Annotated in this window: 17 protein-coding genes; 10 read left to right on the top strand and 7 right to left on the bottom strand. The window is 68.4% G+C overall.

The window, feature by feature from the left end:
* Nucleotides 1–7 precede the first annotated feature (7 nt).
* From JGR78_RS08905 to JGR78_RS08915, 3 genes are read right to left on the bottom strand one after another with little or no spacing between them, the layout of a single operon-like run.
* Nucleotides 8–940, bottom strand: a complete 933-nt coding sequence (locus JGR78_RS08905) for a glycosyl hydrolase (RefSeq protein ID WP_182802784.1) — start codon at nt 938–940, stop codon at nt 8–10.
* On the bottom strand, nt 937–1,701 hold the full coding sequence (locus tag JGR78_RS08910) for a TIGR04290 family methyltransferase (RefSeq protein WP_182802786.1): 765 nt from the start codon (nt 1,699–1,701) through the stop codon (nt 937–939). Before JGR78_RS08910 ends, JGR78_RS08905 begins: the two co-directional genes overlap by 4 nt.
* Nucleotides 1,702–1,712: 11 nt before the next feature.
* A complete protein-coding gene (locus JGR78_RS08915; RefSeq protein ID WP_182790512.1) occupies nt 1,713–2,306 on the bottom strand; it encodes a histidine phosphatase family protein in 594 nt (197 codons plus the stop codon).
* A gap of 132 nt (nt 2,307–2,438) precedes the next feature.
* Here JGR78_RS08915 and JGR78_RS08920 point away from each other — a divergent pair, with 132 nt between their 5' ends.
* The 10 genes from JGR78_RS08920 to JGR78_RS08965 are packed head-to-tail and all read left to right on the top strand — an operon-like array spanning nt 2,439 to nt 11,987.
* On the top strand, nt 2,439–3,557 hold the full coding sequence (locus JGR78_RS08920) for an SDR family NAD(P)-dependent oxidoreductase (RefSeq protein WP_234450696.1): 1,119 nt from the start codon (nt 2,439–2,441) through the stop codon (nt 3,555–3,557).
* Nucleotides 3,554–4,660, top strand: coding sequence for an SDR family NAD(P)-dependent oxidoreductase (locus JGR78_RS08925; protein WP_234450697.1), 1,107 nt, complete (start codon nt 3,554–3,556; stop codon nt 4,658–4,660). The genes JGR78_RS08920 and JGR78_RS08925 overlap by 4 nt, the downstream gene beginning before the upstream one ends.
* Nucleotides 4,661–4,685: 25 nt before the next feature.
* Entirely contained in the window at nt 4,686–5,921 is a 1,236-nt protein-coding gene (locus JGR78_RS08930; RefSeq protein ID WP_200559278.1) for a glycosyltransferase family 4 protein, read from the top strand.
* The gene (locus tag JGR78_RS08935; protein ID WP_182802791.1) at nt 5,918–7,027 is read left to right on the top strand and encodes a glycosyltransferase; all 1,110 of its coding nucleotides are present in this window, start codon (nt 5,918–5,920) and stop codon (nt 7,025–7,027) included. The genes JGR78_RS08930 and JGR78_RS08935 overlap by 4 nt, the downstream gene beginning before the upstream one ends.
* Nucleotides 7,024–8,115, top strand: coding sequence for a glycosyltransferase (locus JGR78_RS08940; RefSeq protein ID WP_182802794.1), 1,092 nt, complete (start codon nt 7,024–7,026; stop codon nt 8,113–8,115). Before JGR78_RS08935 ends, JGR78_RS08940 begins: the two co-directional genes overlap by 4 nt.
* Nucleotides 8,112–9,197, top strand: coding sequence for a glycosyltransferase (locus JGR78_RS08945; RefSeq protein WP_182802796.1), 1,086 nt, complete (start codon nt 8,112–8,114; stop codon nt 9,195–9,197). Before JGR78_RS08940 ends, JGR78_RS08945 begins: the two co-directional genes overlap by 4 nt.
* Nucleotides 9,198–9,201: 4 nt before the next feature.
* Nucleotides 9,202–10,230: a UDP-glucuronic acid decarboxylase family protein gene (locus JGR78_RS08950; RefSeq protein WP_182802798.1), complete on the top strand. Its 1,029-nt coding sequence runs from the start codon at nt 9,202–9,204 to the stop codon at nt 10,228–10,230.
* Between the two features lie 5 nt (nt 10,231–10,235).
* Nucleotides 10,236–11,117, top strand: a complete 882-nt coding sequence (locus JGR78_RS08955; protein WP_200559279.1) for a glycosyltransferase family 9 protein — start codon at nt 10,236–10,238, stop codon at nt 11,115–11,117.
* Complete coding sequence (locus JGR78_RS08960; RefSeq protein ID WP_182802800.1) at nt 11,114–11,521, top strand: DUF6165 family protein; 408 nt, start codon at nt 11,114–11,116, stop codon at nt 11,519–11,521. The genes JGR78_RS08955 and JGR78_RS08960 overlap by 4 nt, the downstream gene beginning before the upstream one ends.
* A 10-nt stretch (nt 11,522–11,531) precedes the next feature.
* Nucleotides 11,532–11,987, top strand: coding sequence for a GNAT family N-acetyltransferase (locus JGR78_RS08965; RefSeq protein WP_182790519.1), 456 nt, complete (start codon nt 11,532–11,534; stop codon nt 11,985–11,987).
* On the opposite strand, the gene JGR78_RS08970 is transcribed toward JGR78_RS08965, so the two are convergent.
* From JGR78_RS08970 to JGR78_RS08985, 4 genes are all read right to left on the bottom strand, one after another.
* Nucleotides 11,968–12,717 (bottom strand): DUF2243 domain-containing protein, encoded by a 750-nt coding sequence (locus JGR78_RS08970; protein WP_182790520.1) that lies wholly within the window; start codon nt 12,715–12,717, stop codon nt 11,968–11,970. The genes JGR78_RS08965 and JGR78_RS08970 overlap by 20 nt on opposite strands.
* A 55-nt stretch (nt 12,718–12,772) precedes the next feature.
* A complete protein-coding gene (locus JGR78_RS08975) occupies nt 12,773–13,819 on the bottom strand; it encodes an AI-2E family transporter (RefSeq protein WP_182790521.1) in 1,047 nt (348 codons plus the stop codon).
* 111 nt (nt 13,820–13,930) lie between these two features.
* Nucleotides 13,931–15,364, bottom strand: a complete 1,434-nt coding sequence (locus tag JGR78_RS08980) for a UdgX family uracil-DNA binding protein (protein WP_182790522.1) — start codon at nt 15,362–15,364, stop codon at nt 13,931–13,933.
* Complete coding sequence (locus JGR78_RS08985; protein ID WP_182790523.1) at nt 15,364–16,593, bottom strand: putative DNA modification/repair radical SAM protein; 1,230 nt, start codon at nt 16,591–16,593, stop codon at nt 15,364–15,366. The genes JGR78_RS08980 and JGR78_RS08985 overlap by 1 nt, the downstream gene beginning before the upstream one ends.
* Nucleotides 16,594–16,653 lie beyond the last annotated feature (60 nt).

The following is a 16,653-nucleotide window of genomic DNA, read 5'->3' on the forward strand; positions in this document are numbered from 1 at the left end:
AGGGCCTTCAGGTCAGGGCAGGCTGAAACGCGGGCGGCGTCGCCTCAACACGGGCAGGCGCATATCGTTCGATCATCGCGGCGCAGAAATCCGCGAATTGCTGCGGATCATGCGGCGGGCTGGTGTGATGCGCGCCGGGGCCGAGATGCTCGGGCGTGAAGCAGAAGGTGACGGTGGTGTCGAAATCGGCCAGCGCCTCCATCTGCCGGTCGAACCAGCCCAAAGCGTCGGGGCGGAAGCTGTCAGCCCAGGACAGGCCGGTGCGCAGGTGTCGGACGCCCAGCCGATTCATCCAGGCCACGGCATCGTCAAGGCGCGGGTCCTGATAGTGGAACCATTGCATCAGCCCTATGTCGGCGGCGTAAGGCTCATAGGCCGAAAGCCCCGGCTTGGGGGTGCCGTCGGCGCGGATCAGGCCCATGTAGAAATGGCGGTAGTAGGACGACCCCTCGGCCTCGCGGTGGCGGGTCGTCGCGCCCCATTCCTGCGGCAGGTCGAACAGCGAATACCAGAAGATGCGGGGGACGCGGCCGACCAGAAGTTCGGCAGTTTTCTGGACGCCGAAGACCTGCACTTCCTCGGCGCCGAAGGAGCCTACGCCGACCTCGGTGACCCAGACGGGCTTGTCCGTCACGGCCTCGATCTCGGCCACCTTGGCGGGCCATTCGTGGATCTGCCACAGGTTCCAGTCCAGCGGAAAGCCGTGGACCGCGACCACGTCCACATGGTCCAGCGCGCCGTGCCCTTCCATCCGCTGCACCCACAGCGGGTCGATCGGGGACATGCCGCCCAGCACCCGCGTCACCGCCGGGTTCGCCTGCTTGATCGCCTGCCCCGCGAGCGTCACGCAGCGCCCGAATTGCGACCAGTCCGGGTCAAGTTCGGGGTCCCAATGGGACTTGTTGTTCGGCTCGTTCCAGATCATCGCGGCTTCGATCATCGCGCGGCGTCTCCTTGGCTGGGATAGACCGCATGCGGTCCGTATTCGGCGAAAGGCACCTTTGCGGTGCGGCAGAGGTAAACCTCGTCGGCGGGACCATCCTCGACGGCGAAGCCCGAGGCGCGCAGCATCGCCTCGACCCCCGCGCGGTTCGGCACCCACCAGTTGGTCCAATCATTGGCCCACTTGCCCTCGATGAAGGTCATGCGGGGCCAGTCGGGCTGCTGGAAATGGGCGTCCTCGCTGAAGTCATAGTCCTCGGCGGGCACGGCCACCGTCTCGGGGCCGCGCGTCAGGGTCTGGAACAGCATCATATCGCCCGCGACGTATTCGCGGATCAGGTCCAGCGCCAGCAGCGGGTGGCGCAGGTGGTAAAGCACCCCCATAAAGATCACGAGATCGAAGCGTTCCCCCAAGGCCGCCACGTCATAGACGCCCATCTGCCGGAACTCGACACCATCGCCCAGCACCTCGGCCGCAAGGCGCGCCTGCGCCAGATAGCGGGGGTCGCTGTCGATCCCGAGGACGCGGGCGGCACCCCGCCTGCGCATCTCGAAGCTGTAGAAACCGGCGTTGCAGCCGATGTCGAGGACGGTCTTTCCCGTCAGGTCGGCGGGGATCAGATGCGCGAAGCGGGCGAACTTGTCGGCAGGGTAATCGCCCAGGAAATGCTCGGGCGCGGTGCGGACACCGTTCAGGTCGAGGTTCTGGAACCACGGGCCAAGCCCCTCGATTCGCTTTGCGATCTGCGTTGCGTTCATCAACCGTTCCGTCAGGCAGGGCCGTTAACGGTTAGGACATGACCCGCGCCATGTCCATGCGCCATCAGCCAACTGACCGAGGCGGGGGCGATCTCGAACCGCAGCAGATGGTCGAGCGAAAGCCCCAGCACCTGCGCGATCACCCCCCGGATCACGTCGCAATGGCTGACGCACAGCACCGGCCCGCACCCCTGCCCCGCGAGGTGGTCGATGTGGCGCATGGCGCGCGCCACGGCCCCGGCCATCGTCTCGCCTCCCGGCGTGAGGGCAGTGGCGCGGGCCGCGTTCCAGCGGTTCCAATCCGGGTCGCCGTCCAGATCGGCGAAACGCCGGCCCGACCAGTTGCCGAAGTCGATCTCGTCCAGGTCGGGGGCCAGGAGGGGCGTCAGGTTCAGCCCCGCGCCGAGGATGTCCGCCGTTTCCACCGTCCGCCGCCGGGGGCTGGCGGTGATCGCCGCCACGCCCCGCCCGGCGAGGCGACGCGCCAGCGCCAGCGTCTCCTCTCGCCCCATGGCGTTCAGCGCGACGTCGCGGGTCCGCCCGCTCAGCCATGCGCCAAGGTCGTCATGCGCGCCGTGGCGGACCAGTCCCACCAGAAGGCTCATGCCGGACCAACCCGGACAGGCCGCGCGCCTGTCAAGCAACAAAGATGAAGAAGATGATGGAACCCAAGTCTCATGACGGCTTTACATCACGGACTTGAGACCGCTTCAATTTCTCAAAGATCAACGGGGGACGTGTTGGAAAAGGTTCTGATCACCGGCGGCGCAGGGTTCATTGGCCGCTTCGTCGCGGATGAACTGCTGCGGCGCGGCCACCAGGTCCGCGTGCTGGACGCCCTGATCCCGCAGGTCCATGGCGAGGGCGCAGGACGCCCCGATGCGCTGAACAAGGACGCCGAGTTCATCCAGGGCGACGTGCGCGACAAGGACGCCGTGGCCCGTGCGCTGAAGGGCGTGGACAGCGTTGTGCACCTCGCGGCCGAGGTTGGCGTCGGCCAGTCGATGTATGAGGTCGAGCGGTATACCTCGACCAACGACGTCGGCACCGCAGTCCTGTTCGAGAAACTGATCGACAACCCCGTGCGGCGTGTGGTCACCGCGTCGTCGATGTCGATCTACGGCGAGGGGCTTTACCGCGACGCCAACGGCCAGATGGTGGAAGACGCCGAGCGCGAGGGCATTCGCGACGGCCTGAAGCAATGGGACCCGACCGACGCGCAGGGCCGTCCCTTGACACCTGTGGCCACCCCGGAATGGAAGCGCCCGAACCTCGCCTCGATCTATGCGCTGAACAAGTTCGTGCAGGAACGCACGACCCACATCATGTCCGCTCCCTACGGGATCGAGGGCGTGTGCCTGCGGCTGTTCAACGTCTTCGGCCCCGGACAGGCGCTGTCGAACCCCTATACGGGCGTCCTCGCGATCTTCGCCTCGCGCTATCTGAACGGCCAGGCGCCGATGATCTTCGAGGATGGCGAGCAGCGCCGCGACTTCGTCCATGTGTCCGATGTCGCCCGCGCCTTCGCCGAGGCGCTGTCGCTGCCCCAAGCGGCGGGCGGCACCTTCAACATCGGCTCGGGCCACGACCGTTCCGTGACCGAGGTCGCGCAGGAACTGGGCCGCGCGATGGGCCGCAACGACCTGGAACCGCTGATCATCGGCAAGGCCCGCATCGGCGACATCCGCCACTGCTTCTGCGACACAACGTTGGCCGCCGAGACGCTGGGCTTCCGCGCCGACACCGACTTCCGCGAAGGCTTGGCGGAACTGGCCGAATGGGTCGCGAGCCAGACCGCCGTGGACAATGTCGAAAAGATGCGCGCCGAACTCGACAAGCGCGGGCTGGTGGCGTGACGGGGCGGACCGATCCCGCCGCCGATCCGCGCCCGGTGCTGGTCACCGGAGGGGCGGGCTTCATCGGCTCGAACCTCGCGGACCGGCTGGCGTCGGACGGGCACCGGGTCATCGTCTATGACGCGATGAGCCGGCCGGGGGTGGAACGCAACCTGTCCTGGCTGCAGAGCCGCCATGGCGACCGGATCGAGCATATTCAGTCCGACATCCGCGACGGTGCCCGCATGGCGGCGGGGGCGCGCGAGGCGAAGGCGGTCTTCCACCTCGCCGCCCAGGTCGCTGTGACCACCAGCATGGTGGAACCCGTCGAGGACATGACGATCAACCTGATCGGCACCGTCAACCTGCTGGAGGCCCTGCGCGCCAAGGGTGACGGCACGCCGCTGATCTTCGCCTCGACCAACAAGGTCTATGGCGACCTCGCCGACCTCGACTTCGCGCTGGAGGGCGCAGCCTACCAGCCCACCGACAGCGACGTCCGCGCCTCTGGCATCGGCGAGGTCCGCCCGCTGGACTTCCACACGCCCTATGGCTGTTCCAAGGGCGCGGCGGACCAGTATGTGCTGGACTATGCCCGCAGCTACGGCGTGCCCACCTGCGTGTTGCGGATGTCCTGCATCTATGGCCAGCGCCAGATGGGGACCGAGGATCAGGGCTGGGTCGCCCATTTCCTGATCCGCGCGCTCAAGGGTCAGCAGATCACCCTTTACGGGGACGGCTGCCAGGTCCGCGACATCCTCGACGTGTCGAACGCCGTGGAAGCCTATCTCGCCGCGTGGGACCGGATCGAGGAAGTTTCGGGCCGCGTCTTCAACCTCGGCGGGGGCCCGCAGAACGCGGTCAGCCTGCGGCAGCTTCTGGAGTTCGTGGGCCGGATCATCGACCGGCCCGTGGACATCCATTTTTCCGACTGGCGCGCGGGCGACCAGCGTTATTTCGTCGCCGACACCCGCGCGGCGGAAAAGGCGCTGGGCCTGTCGCCCAAGGTGGACTGGCAGGAGGGCGTGACCCGGCTCGCGCAATGGCTCGCGGCCGAGGGCGGGATCAACCTGCCCGTGGGCAGCCCTCTGGACCGGCGCGACGCGCTGGCGCAGTCGGCATGACGGGGCGCGGATGATGCGGGTGCTGATGAGCACCGACGCGGTCGGCGGCGTCTGGCAGTATTCGCTGGAACTGGCCTCGGCGCTGGACGCCGAGGTCGTGCTGGCTGTCCTCGGCCCTATGGCGGATACGGACCAGCGCGCGGCAGCCGAGGTCGCGGTCGTGCGGCTGGTGGACACCGGCCTGCCGCTCGACTGGCTCAGCGACGGCCCCGCGCCGGTGCTGGCGGCGGCTGACGCCATCGCGCGGCTCGCCTGCGAGATGGGCGCGGATGTGGTGCACCTGAACACGCCCGCGCTGGCCGCGGCGCGTTTTGCCCAGCCGGTCGTTGCGGTGAACCACGGCTGCCTCGGCACCTGGTGGGACGCCGCGCGCGGCGGTCCCGTGGAGCCGGCGCTGGCCTGGCTGCCGGAACTGGTGGGCCAAGGCCTGCGCGCGGCGGATCGGGTGGTCGCCCCGACTCGCGCCTATGCCGAGGCGACCGCCTGCCGCTATGGCCTGACCGTGACGCCGACGGCCGTCCACAACGGCCGCACGCAACTGGCTCTGCCGACGATACCGCAGGGCGATTTCAGCGGCGCAGGGTCCTTGCCGGTGATGCCGAAGGCTGGACCCGGTCGTGAAACGTCCATGCCGACGGGGGGCAAAACCGGTTTGCACGGCCGCACCCCCCTGCGCTCCTTGTCCGGCGCTCGGCCTGCCCATGGCGCGCCGTGCCTGCCCCTCGGCGCCCCCCATCCTTTCCACGGCGCGCTGACGATCGGGCGGCTGTGGGACGAGGTGAAGGATACGGCCACCCTCGACGCCGCCGCCGCGCTGCTGGACGCGCCCTTCATCGCCATCGGCGCCACCCGTGCGCCGCATGGCGCGACGGTGACGCCCGCGCATCTGCAAGCCACCGGTCCCCTGCCCGCCGACCAGATCGCCCATTGGCTTTCACGCCGCCCGGTCTTTGTCAGCGCCGCCCGGTTCGAGCCCTTCGGCCTTGCCGTGCTGGAAGCTGCGCAGGCGGGCTGCCCGCTGGTGCTGTCCAACATCCCGACGTTTCGCGAACTCTGGGACGGTGCCGCCACCTTCGTCAGCCCCGGTGACGCCGCAGGCTTCACCAAGGCCATCGCCGCGCTGCTGTCCGATCCCGCGCGCCATGCGGCGCTTGGTCAGGCCGCCCGGCAGCGTGCCGCCCGCTACACCCCCGCCGCGATGGCCGCAGAGATGTCCGGCATCTACCGCGACCTCCTTTCGGCCAAGGACAAAGCCGCATGAAGATCGTCTATTTCACCCATTCGCTGCAAAGCTGCTGGAACCACGGCAACGCCCATTTCCTGCGCGGCGTGCTGCGGGACCTGGCTGCGCTTGGCCACCATGTCCACGCGCTGGAGCCGGAGGGCGCCTGGAGCCTCGACAACCTTTTGCGCGACCACGGGCAGGAGGGGCTGGAGCCCTTCCGCCGGAACTATCCCGAACTGACGGTCGAGACCTACGATCCCGCCGCCGATCCGGTGGAACTGGCGGGCAACGCCGATCTGGTGATCGTCCATGAATGGAACAATCCCTCGCTGGCGGCAACGCTCGGCAAGGCCCGCAAGGGCGGCGCCCGGTTCAGGCTGCTGTTCCACGACACCCATCACCGCGCGGTCAGCGACCCGGATGCGATCCGCGCCTTCGACCTGTCCGGCTTCGACGGCGTGCTGGCCTTTGGGGAAACGTTGTCCGAAGTCTATCGCCGCTGGGGTTGGGGCGACCGCGTCTGGACATGGCACGAGGCCGCCGACACAAGGCTGTTCCACCCGCCGGCTGAGGAAACCGGACGAGAGGGCCTTGTCTGGATCGGCAACTGGGGCGATGGCGAGCGGACCGAGGAACTGGAAAGCTTCCTGTTCCGCCCCGCGCGGGACGCAAACCTTCCGCTCGACATTTACGGCGTCCGCTATCCGGCCGAAGCCTTGGCGACGCTGGACCGCTACGGCGTCCGCTATCACGGCTGGGCACCGAATGCCGCAGCGCCGGGGATCTTCTCGCGCCACATGGCGACAGTCCACGTGCCGCGCCGCTTCTACACTACGATGCTGCCCGGCATCCCCACCATCCGCGTCTTCGAGGCGCTGGCCTGCGGCATCCCCCTTGTCTCGGCCCCGTGGCAGGACAGCGAAAACCTGTTCCATCCCGGCCGAGACTTCCTGTTCGCCCAAGACGGCGCGAAAATGACCGCCCATCTGCGCGATCTCTCGAACGACCCTGCCCTGCGCGCTTCGCTTGTGGCGCATGGACTGGATACCATCCGCGCCCGCCACACCTGCGCCCATCGCGCGCGGGAACTCCTCTCCATCGCCGCGATGCTCGGCCTCAACCACGGAGCCTCTGCGGCATGAAGATCGCATTCTACGGATCAAGCCTGCTGTCGTCCTACTGGAACGGTGCGGCCACCTATTACCGCGGCATCCTCGGGGAACTCGCCAGGCGCGGCTACGGGATCACCTTCTACGAGCCCGACGCCTTCGACCGCCAGAAGCACCGCGACATCGACCCGCCGGACTGGTGCCGCTCGGTCGTCTATCCGGCGACCGAGGACGCCATGCGCGGCGTGCTGGCCGAGGCAGGGGACGCTGACATCGTGGTCAAGGCCAACGGCGTCGGCGTCTTCGACCGCGAGCTGCTGGAGGGCGTGATCGCCCAGGCCCGCCCCGGCGCCCTGAAAATCTTCTGGGACGTGGACGCCGCCGCCACGCTGGACGAGATGCGCGCCGACGACAGCCATCCCGTGCGCCGCGCGCTGCCCGGCCTCGACATGGTGCTGACCTATGGCGGCGGCCCGCCGGTGGTGGAGGCCTATCGCGGCTTCGGCGCGAAGCTCTGTGAGCCGGTCTACAACGCGCTCGACCCCGCCACGCACCACCCTGCGCCCGCCGATCCGCGCTTCGCCTCGGACCTCGCCTTTCTCGGCAACCGCCTGCCGGATCGAGAGGCGCGGGTGGAAGAGTTCCTCCTCAAGCCCGCCGCGATGCTGCCCGAACGCAGCTTTCTTATCGGAGGAAACGGCTGGGAAACCAAAGAGATGCCCGGCAACGTCCGCCATCTGGGCCACGTCTATACGACCGAGCACAACGCCTTCAACTGCACGCCTCTGGCCGTCCTGAACGTCGCCCGCGACAGCATGGCGAACGTGGGCTTTTCCCCCGCCACCCGCGTCTTCGAGGCGGCGGGCGCGGCCGCCTGCCTCATCACCGACGCCTGGGAAGGGATCGAGCTGTTCCTGACCCCGAACTCCGAGGTGCTGGTCGCCCGCGACGGGCAGGACGTGGCCGACCATCTCGCCACCCTCACGCCCGAGCGCGCGAAGGACATCGGCCAGGCCGCGCTGGCGCGGGTCAAGGCCGAACACAGCTATGCCCTGCGCGGCGCTCAGGTGGACGCGCTGTTCAAGGCCCATGCGCGGCAACCCGAGGAGGCGCGGGCATGAAGCTGGTCGTCCTTGGCCTGTCGCTGTCGTCCTCTTGGGGGAACGGCCATGCGACCACCTTCCGGGCGCTGCTCAAGTCCTTCGCCCGCCGAGGGCACGAGGTGCTGTTCCTTGAGCGCGATGTGCCCTGGTATGCCAGCCAGCGCGATCTGACCGACCCCGACTGGTGCCGGCTGGAGTTCTACGCGCACCTTGCCGGGCTCGACCGCTGGCGGGACGAGATCGCGGCGGCGGATGCCGTCATCGTCGGCTCCTACGTCCCCGAGGGTGTCGAGGTCTCGCGCCACGTCCAGTCGCGGGCACGCGGCACGACGGCTTTCTACGACATCGACACGCCGGTCACGCTGGCGAAGCTGGAACGGGGCGACCACGAGTATCTCTCGCCCGAGGTCATCCCCGGCTTCGACGTCTATCTTTCCTTTACCGGCGGCCCGACCCTGCGGCATATCGAACGGCATTACCGCGCGTCCATGGCGCGGGCGCTCTATTGCTCGGTGGACCTGGATCTCTACGGCCTGCGCGAGGTGCCCAAGCGCTGGGATCTCTCCTACCTCGGCACCTACAGCGACGATCGCCAGCCCACACTGGAGCGGCTGCTGCTGGACCCCGCCCGCCACCGGCCTGACCTGCGCTTTGTCGTGGCAGGGCCGCAGTATCCCGCGACCATCGAATGGCCGGAAAACGTCGAGCGGATCGAGCATTGCCCGCCCGCCGACCATGCCGCCTTCTATTCGGCCAGCCGCTTCGCCCTGAACGTGACGCGGGCCGACATGATCCGCGCGGGCTGGTCGCCCTCGGTCCGGCTGTTCGAGGCGGGCGCCTGCGCCACGCCCATCATCTCGGACAAGTGGGACGGGATCGAGACGCTGTTCCGTCCGGGGTCCGAGATCGTGCTGGCCGACGGCGCTGCCTGCGTGCTGACCGCGCTGGACGGCGACGCCGGGGCCATGGGCCGGGCGGCGCGAGCGCGGATCGAGGATGCGCATTCGTCCGACCACCGGGCGGCGGAACTGGAAGCGCATCTGGCCGAGGCGGCGGCTCACAAGGCCGCAGCCCGGCACGTCGAAACAGCGGAGGGATGAGACCATGAGGAAGACCGACCTGAACAGTCCGCGCTCGACCGTGCGGCCGCTGGCGCTGAACGTCGTCGCGGGCGGGGCGGGCTTCATCGGATCGCATCTCTGCCGTGCGCTGCTGGACCGGGGGGAATCGGTGCTGTGCCTCGACAACCTGCAGACATCGCGGCCCTCGAACCTGCGCGCGCTGGAAGGGCAGCCCGGCTTCCGCTTCATCCGCCACGACATCGGCCAGCCCATGCCGGCCGAGGTGCTGCGGATGGCCCCGCGCATCAGCCGCGTCTGGAATCTCGCCTGCGCGGCCTCGCCGCCGCTGTATCAGCGCGACCCGGAGCATACGATGCTGACCAACGTGGTCGGCACCAACAACCTGCTGCACTTTGCCGAAGCGGCAAAGGCGCGGTTCCTTCTGACCTCGACCAGCGAGGTTTATGGCGACCCCGAGATCCATCCGCAGGCCGAGGACTACCGCGGCCATGTCAGTTGCACCGGCCCCCGCGCCTGCTACGATGAGGGCAAGCGCGCCGCCGAGGCGCTGACCTTCGATTACGGCCGCGCGGGCCGGGTGCAGGTGCGCGTCGCGCGGATCTTCAACACCTACGGGCCGAACATGGACCCAGACGACGGGCGCGTGGTGTCGAACCTGATCTGCCAGGCGCTGCGCGGGAACGAACTGACGATCTATGGCGACGGCAGCCAGACCCGCAGCTTCTGCTATGTCTCGGACATGGTCGCGGGCCTGATCACCCTGATGGACGCCGAGGTCGACGGGATGGAGCCGGTGAACCTCGGCAACCCTCACGAGATGACGGTGAACGAACTGCTGCGCCATGTGCTGGAACTGACCGGCACCAGCGCGCCGGTGGCCTATCGCCCGCTGCCGGTGGACGACCCGCGCCGCCGCCGCCCCGACATCAGCCGGGCGGGCGCGCTGCTGGGCTGGGCGCCGCGGGTGCCGCTGACCGAAGGATTGGAGGCGACCTGCGCCTGGTTCGCCGAGGAGCTCGTGGTCGAGCCGGCGGCCGAGGTCGCTGGCTGAGCGCGATGGACGATCCCTGGACGCAAGCGATGCGGCGCGGCGACTTTCCCGCCGCATGGGGAATGGCCGCGAAGACTCTGGCCGCCCGCGATCCGGTCACGCGCGACGACCCGAGCCTGCCCTATCACCTGCGCTGGGTCTGGGACGGGCGGCCCTTCGACGGGCGAAGGGTGCTGGTGCGCTGCTATCACGGGCTTGGCGACACGCTGATGTTCTCGCGCTTCCTGCCGCTGCTGGCACGCTGCGCCGCGCGTGTGACGGTCGAGATGCAGCCGCATCTGCTGCCCTTGTTCCGAGGTTTCCCCGGCATCGACCTGAGGCCCTTTGATGTCGCCCGCCCCCTGCCTCCGCAGGAGTGCGACATCGAGATCATGGAACTGCCGCTCGCCCTGCGGGCCTCGCCTATCGATGCGCCCATCCCGCAGATGGGGATCACGCCGGCGGCCTTGCCCTCCGGCACGGTGGCGCTGTGCTGGGGCGCGGGGGACTGGGACAGGGAACGCTCGGTCCCGCAGGCGATGTTCGCGCCGCTGTGCGATGGCCCGGCGCTGTCGCTGATGCCGGGGCCGTCGGGGCTGCCGGTACTGAATCCGGACGGATGCCCGCTGGACATGGTGCTGACCGCGCAGCTTGTCGCGGGTTCGGCGCTGGTGATCACAGTGGACACGATGATCGCGCATCTGGCGGGGATGCTGGGGCGGCCGGTCTGGCTGTTGGTCAGGCACGACCCCGACTGGCGCTGGCCGACCGAGGGCACCCGCACGCCCTGGTATCCGACGATGCGCGTCTTCCGCCAGCACGCGCCCGGCGACTGGGAAGCCGTGATGGCGGACGTGACACGGGCGCTGCGCCACGAGCCCGTGCTTGCGACAGGGGCGATGACATGACCGACTTCCGTGCAGCCCCCCTCGCGCCCGTGTCCTGGGGCGAGCTTCTGGACAAGATCACCATCCTCGAAATCAAGGCCAAGCGGATTGCCGATCAGGCCGCCCGCGCCAATGTCGGGCGCGAGCTTGCGCTGCTGGAACAAGTCGCCGCGCCGGTGATGGCGCAGCCGGGGATTGCACCGCTGCTCGATGACCTGCGCCGGGTCAACGCTGCCCTCTGGCGGATCGAGGACGACATCCGCGCCAAGGAGGCCGCCGCCGATTTCGGCGCGGGCTTCATTGAACTCGCGCGCTTGGTCTATCTGACGAACGACGAACGCTCGGCCATCAAGCGGCGGATCAATGCCCTGCTGCGCTCGGAACTGGTCGAGGAAAAATACCACGCCGCCGCCGACATGGAGTAAGCTGCCCGCCATGCAGATCACCCTTGCCACGCCCGACGACATCGAAACACTGTTCGACATCCGCACCAGCATCGAGCAAAATCACCAGTCGCGCGAGGAACTCAGCCGTCTGGGGGTGACGCCCGACAGCCTTGCCGGGATGCTGCGCACCCGCAGCCGGGCCTGGCTGGCTCATGTGGAGGGCAACGCCGTGGGCTTCTCGATGGCGGATTCAGCGCGGGCGACCGTCTTCGCGCTGTTCGTGCGCCCGGGCCATGAACGACGCGGCATCGGCCGCCGGCTGATGGCCGAGGCGGAAACTTGGCTGTTCCGGCAGGGCTGGGATCAGATCTGGCTTGCGACCGGCAGCGACGAAAGCCTGCGGGCCTGGGGCTTCTATCGCCACCTCGGATGGGTGCCGGCGGGCGTGCTGGACGACAGGCAGGTGCGCTTCGTCAAGCGTCGGGTCACGCCCGGCTCCAGTTGAAGCAGCCGGCGGGGACGCCCGAGCCGCTGACCAGCATCGCGCCCTTGCCGTAGAAGCTCCAGCGCCGGTCGCGCGGGACATCGACCAGCACCACCGACATTTCCGGGTCAGCCCAGACCACCCGCGCACCTGCATCGTCAAGGATGGCCGCGGCCTGCGCCGCATCGACCGAGGGGCGGAAGACGATCGCCGTCAGCGGCATGTCCGGCGGCACCCGCAGCGACCATGCGCCCGCGCCCAGGGTCAGCAGCGCCAGCCCCGTCACCACCGCCCGCGCGGGCGCCGCTCCGCCGCCGCCGCGCAGCATCCGCCATCCGATCACCAGCGGAACCAGCCCGAAGACGACCAGCCACAGCAGATCCCAGGCCAGCGGGTTGGGGCTGTTGTCCCTGATCCGGTGGATGCCGAGGAACCAGTGCGACAGGAAAGTGTCGATGACGTGCCAGAGCCCGAAGCCCATCAGCAGCGCGCCCAGGATCACGCCGCGCGACACGGGCGCATCCCGCCGCTGCGCCCGCCACAAGGCCCCAAGTCCCACCGCCGCGATCACATACATCAGTGCGTGGAAGATGCCGTCCCACATCACCTGCATGCGGATGTCGGTGATGCCGGGCACGAGGCTGAGAAGATGGTGCCACTGCAGGATCTGGTGCAGCAGGATGCCATCGAAGAACCCGCCCAGCGCAAAGCCAAGGGTCGCCCCCGCCCATATCCACCGCCTGTCGGTCATGGCAGCGTCCTCCCTGCTTGCAGGAACATGAAGCGGGCCCGGAAGTTCCGACCGGTCAGGATGCCTTCTTCGCGGCTTCCTCCTCCGGCGCCTCGATGGAATGGTCGCCGAGGACATCCTCGACATAGATCATCCGCACGAGGATGATCGTCACCAGCAGCAGCGGCGTCGCCAGCAGCACGCCCATGAAACCGAAAAGGACGCCGAAGGCCACGACGGCAAGGATGGTCAGGACCGGCGGCAGGGCGCTGGCCCTCTTCTGGATGACGGGCATCAGGACGTTGCCCTCGACCTGCTGGATGACGAGGAACAGCAGCGCCGTGTAGGCCGCCTCGGTCGGCCCCTGCGCCAGGGCCAGCAGCACGGCGGGCGCGGCGCCCAGCCAAGGGCCGACATAGGGGATGAAGTCCATCAGACCGGCGATCAGACCCAGCCCCATCGCCAACGGCACCCCGATCAACCACAGGCCGAGGCCGGACAGCACCGCGACCGTCGCCATGGCCACGCCCTGCCCGATCAGCCAGCGCCAGAGGCCCTGCCCCAGCGCGTCCATGATCTCGGCCGCCCGCTCGCGCTTGTCCAGCGGGATCAGGTGCAGCACGCCGCGCCGGTAAAGCTGCGGGTCCGAGGCAAGGAAGATCGCCACCGTCACCACGATCACCATGTTCGCCAGCACCCCGACCACGGTGGACACGGTCCCGCTGATGGTGCCGAGAATGTTCCAGTTCGGCCTTTCATCCGCCGTCGGCACCCGTTCCAGCAGGAACTGGCCCCAGGAGTATTGCTGCAGCAGCGCCTCGGCCTGACCCAACGCGGCGGGCAGGCTGCGGATGACCTGGTCGACCTGCCCGAAAAGCTGGGGCCCCAGGAAGACGATGCCCAGCACCAGCAGCGCCGCGATCCCCAGCGCCACGACAAGCACCCCGGCCGAGGTCGAGACTGGCGTGTGGCGCGACAGCACCAGCGCCAGATGCCGCAGCAGCACTGCCAGCAGGATGCCGGCAAAGGCCAGCAGCAGAACGAAGGACAACTGCCAGGCCGCCAGCACCAGCAGGATGAGCAGCAGGGTGACGAATACGGCGGCGGGGACGGCTCGGGGCATGAGGCACCTGTTGCGGAAGGCTGAAGGCAACGGCCATGGCCGCGTGAACCTTGTCGCCCAACGTCAGCAGCACCCCTTGGGTTCGCTGCCTCCCACCCCGGGGCGGGGTTTTCAGCCCTGCGCCAGCAGCTTGCGGGCAAGTGCGAGATCGTGGGCCAGTTCAGCCTTTGCCTCGGCGGCGCGGGAGGTGTCTGGAATGCGGAGGATATAGGACGGATGCCAACTGAGCAGCACCGGGCCATCGGCGGTTTCCTCGACCGTGCCCCGCCGCCTGGTAAGAGCAGAGTTGCGGCCGGTCAGCGCCAGCGCGGCAGTCGCGCCGAGGCCGAGGGTGAGTTGCGGCTTGACGAAATCGCGTTCGAGTTCGAGCCACCATTTGCAAGCCGCGACCTCGCCCTTGTCGGGAGACTGGTGGATGCGACGCTTGCCGCGCGGGGTGAACTTGAAGTGCTTGACGGCGTTCGTCATCCAGGCCGCGCCCCGGTCCAGACCGGATTGCTGCATCACCTCGTCCAGCACCTTGCCCGCCGGGCCGACGAAGGGGCGGCCCTGCAGATCCTCTTGGTCGCCGGGCTGCTCGCCCACGACCATCAGAGGGGCATCCGCTGGCCCCTCACCGAAAACAGCTTGCGTGGCGTGGCGGCAAAGGTTGCAGCGGGTGCAATGCTGGACAGCTTGGCGGGCTTGGGCCAGCGTTTCGATCACCTCGGGGGCCTTCGGCATGGCGGCGCGGTAACGTTCGGTAATGGTGGCCGCGCGCGCGGGCGCTTGGGTCGCGGCAGCGGCCTGCATGGCGCGGACGCGGGATTCGGCCCCTTCCAGCATGGCCGGGATCTGCGCCGTTTCCGGCATGTTCTTCCAGTATTTCAGCGGCATATGCTGACGCATGGAGCCCAGCTTGATCCGCGCCGGGTTGAAGATGTTGGTGAAATAGGTGGCCCAGAGCGACTCCGCCGCGTCTTCCGGCAGGTCGGGGCGCGGGGCGCCGGGGGCGAAGGTGATCTCGCCATCCTCGAAGATCACGCTGAGGTCGGGGGTGTGGATCGCCCAGTCCATGTCGGCGAAGCGGCGGGCGAAGAAGCCGGCGTTGGCTTCCACGACCCGGTGTTCTGGCTCGAACCAGGCGGCGAAGCGACGGCGATCCGTGTCTGAGGGGATCTCGCGGAAGCGGACAAAGGCACGCATCTTGTGGATGTCGCGGCGGACGGACTTGCGCAGCGCTTCAAGCCGGCGGACCAGCGGATCGGCCTCGTCCGCCAGCAGATGCGGCTGGTCCTGAAGGCGCATGAGCGCCTGATACAGCAGGCCCGGCGCGGCGGGGTCGCGGTGCAGGATCGCCCGGTCGGCAAGGTCGAGAAAGGCGCGCGGCACCCTCAGCGCGCGCCCCTCGCCCACAGGCAGCGGCTGGGCGTCGAACAGGCTCTGAGGGGCCTCGCCCACGGCCCATTCCACCTGCGCGGGCGGCACGGCATGGGCGGCCAACTGGCGCGCGGCCTCGCGCCAAGCGTCCATCGTCCCGGTCTCGGGCAGGACGACGCGGTGCATCAAAATAGGCTCAATTGCTGCGGCGGGGGCGCGAAGCGGGCGCGGAGATTGTCCTTGTCGATCAGCCCGCCGGGGGACCAGCCGGGCAAGGAAATGAACGGCTTGGCCTTGGTCATCAATGCGCCGATGCGGACGAGGTCGTCCCATTGCAGCGTCCGATGACGGCGGGCGGAGATAATGCGCTCGACGGTCTTTGTCCCGAAGCCGGGAACGCGCAGAAGCTGCTCCTTCGTGGCGCGGTTCACGACCACGGGAAAGTCCTCGCGATGCGCCAAGGCCCAGCCCAGCTTGGGATCGACGTTCAGGTCCAGCATCCCGTCCGGGGTGGCCGAGGCGATCTCCTCGGCCTCGAAGCCGTAGAAGCGCATCAGCCAGTCGGCCTGATACAGCCGGTGTTCCCGGATCAGGGGCGGCTTCACCAGCGGCAGCAGGACCGAGGAATCGGGGATCGGGGAAAACGCCGAGTAATAGACCCGCTTCAGCCCGTAGCCCGCGTAAAGCCGGGCCGAGGTGTTCAGGATCGTCGCGTCATTGGCCCCGTCCGCGCCAACGATCATCTGCGTGGACTGGCCTGCGGGGGCAAAGCGCGCGGGGCGCTTGCCCGTGTGGCTTGTCTCGCGACTCGCCTCTCGCCCGCTGCGGACGCGGGCCATGGCGGTGCGGATCGTCTCGGGCCGCTTTTCGGGGGCCAGCGTGCGGATCGAGTCGTCCTGCGGCAGTTCGATGTTGATGGACAGGCGGTCGGCGTAAAGGCCGGCCTCGTCGATCAGTTCGGGCGAGGCGTCGGGGATGGTCTTGAGGTGGATATAGCCTTTGAAGCCGTGATCCTCGCGCAGCGTCCTAGCGATCCGCACCATGTCGGCCATTGTCTGGTCCGGGCTGCGGATGATGCCCGAGGACAGGAACAGCCCCTCGATGTAGTTGCGGCGATAGAACTCCAGCGTCAGCGTCACGACCTCCTTGACCGAGAAGCGGGCGCGCTCGACGTTGCTGCTGACGCGGTTCACGCAATAGGCGCAGTCGAAGATGCAGAAGTTCGTCATCAGGATCTTCAGCAGGCTGATGCAGCGTCCGTCCGGGGTATAGGCGTGGCAGATGCCCGAGCCTTCGGTGGACCCCAGCCCCCCCTTGCGCGCATCGCGCCGTTCCGTCCCGCTGGAGGCGCAGGAGGCATCGTATTTCGCCGCGTCCGACAGGATCGCCAGCTTCCGGGTCAGTTCTGGCGTCACGGAAGTTCCCCTGATGTTCCCCTTGTATCTAGGGAAACGCGCGGCGCTTTCAACGGGTTT

It is taken from the genome of Paracoccus sp. MC1862, assembly GCF_016617715.1.
GTDB lineage: Bacteria > Pseudomonadota > Alphaproteobacteria > Rhodobacterales > Rhodobacteraceae > Paracoccus.

Bases quoted from the DNA above. Each gene is read 5' to 3' on its own strand.
- JGR78_RS08905 (WP_182802784.1), bottom strand. From the start codon at position 940: ATGATCGAAGCCGCGATGATCTGGAACGAGCCGAACAACAAGTCCCAT.
- JGR78_RS08910 (WP_182802786.1), bottom strand. From the start codon at position 1,701: ATGAACGCAACGCAGATCGCAAAGCGAATCGAGGGGCTTGGCCCGTGG.
- JGR78_RS08915 (WP_182790512.1), bottom strand. From the start codon at position 2,306: ATGAGCCTTCTGGTGGGACTGGTCCGCCACGGCGCGCATGACGACCTT.
- JGR78_RS08930 (WP_200559278.1), top strand. From the start codon at position 4,686: ATGAGCACCGACGCGGTCGGCGGCGTCTGGCAGTATTCGCTGGAACTG.
- JGR78_RS08935 (WP_182802791.1), top strand. From the start codon at position 5,918: ATGAAGATCGTCTATTTCACCCATTCGCTGCAAAGCTGCTGGAACCAC.
- JGR78_RS08940 (WP_182802794.1), top strand. From the start codon at position 7,024: ATGAAGATCGCATTCTACGGATCAAGCCTGCTGTCGTCCTACTGGAAC.
- JGR78_RS08945 (WP_182802796.1), top strand. From the start codon at position 8,112: ATGAAGCTGGTCGTCCTTGGCCTGTCGCTGTCGTCCTCTTGGGGGAAC.
- JGR78_RS08950 (WP_182802798.1), top strand. From the start codon at position 9,202: ATGAGGAAGACCGACCTGAACAGTCCGCGCTCGACCGTGCGGCCGCTG.
- JGR78_RS08955 (WP_200559279.1), top strand. From the start codon at position 10,236: ATGGACGATCCCTGGACGCAAGCGATGCGGCGCGGCGACTTTCCCGCC.
- JGR78_RS08960 (WP_182802800.1), top strand. From the start codon at position 11,114: ATGACCGACTTCCGTGCAGCCCCCCTCGCGCCCGTGTCCTGGGGCGAG.
- JGR78_RS08965 (WP_182790519.1), top strand. From the start codon at position 11,532: ATGCAGATCACCCTTGCCACGCCCGACGACATCGAAACACTGTTCGAC.
- JGR78_RS08970 (WP_182790520.1), bottom strand. From the start codon at position 12,717: ATGACCGACAGGCGGTGGATATGGGCGGGGGCGACCCTTGGCTTTGCG.
- JGR78_RS08975 (WP_182790521.1), bottom strand. From the start codon at position 13,819: ATGCCCCGAGCCGTCCCCGCCGCCGTATTCGTCACCCTGCTGCTCATC.
- JGR78_RS08980 (WP_182790522.1), bottom strand. From the start codon at position 15,364: ATGCACCGCGTCGTCCTGCCCGAGACCGGGACGATGGACGCTTGGCGC.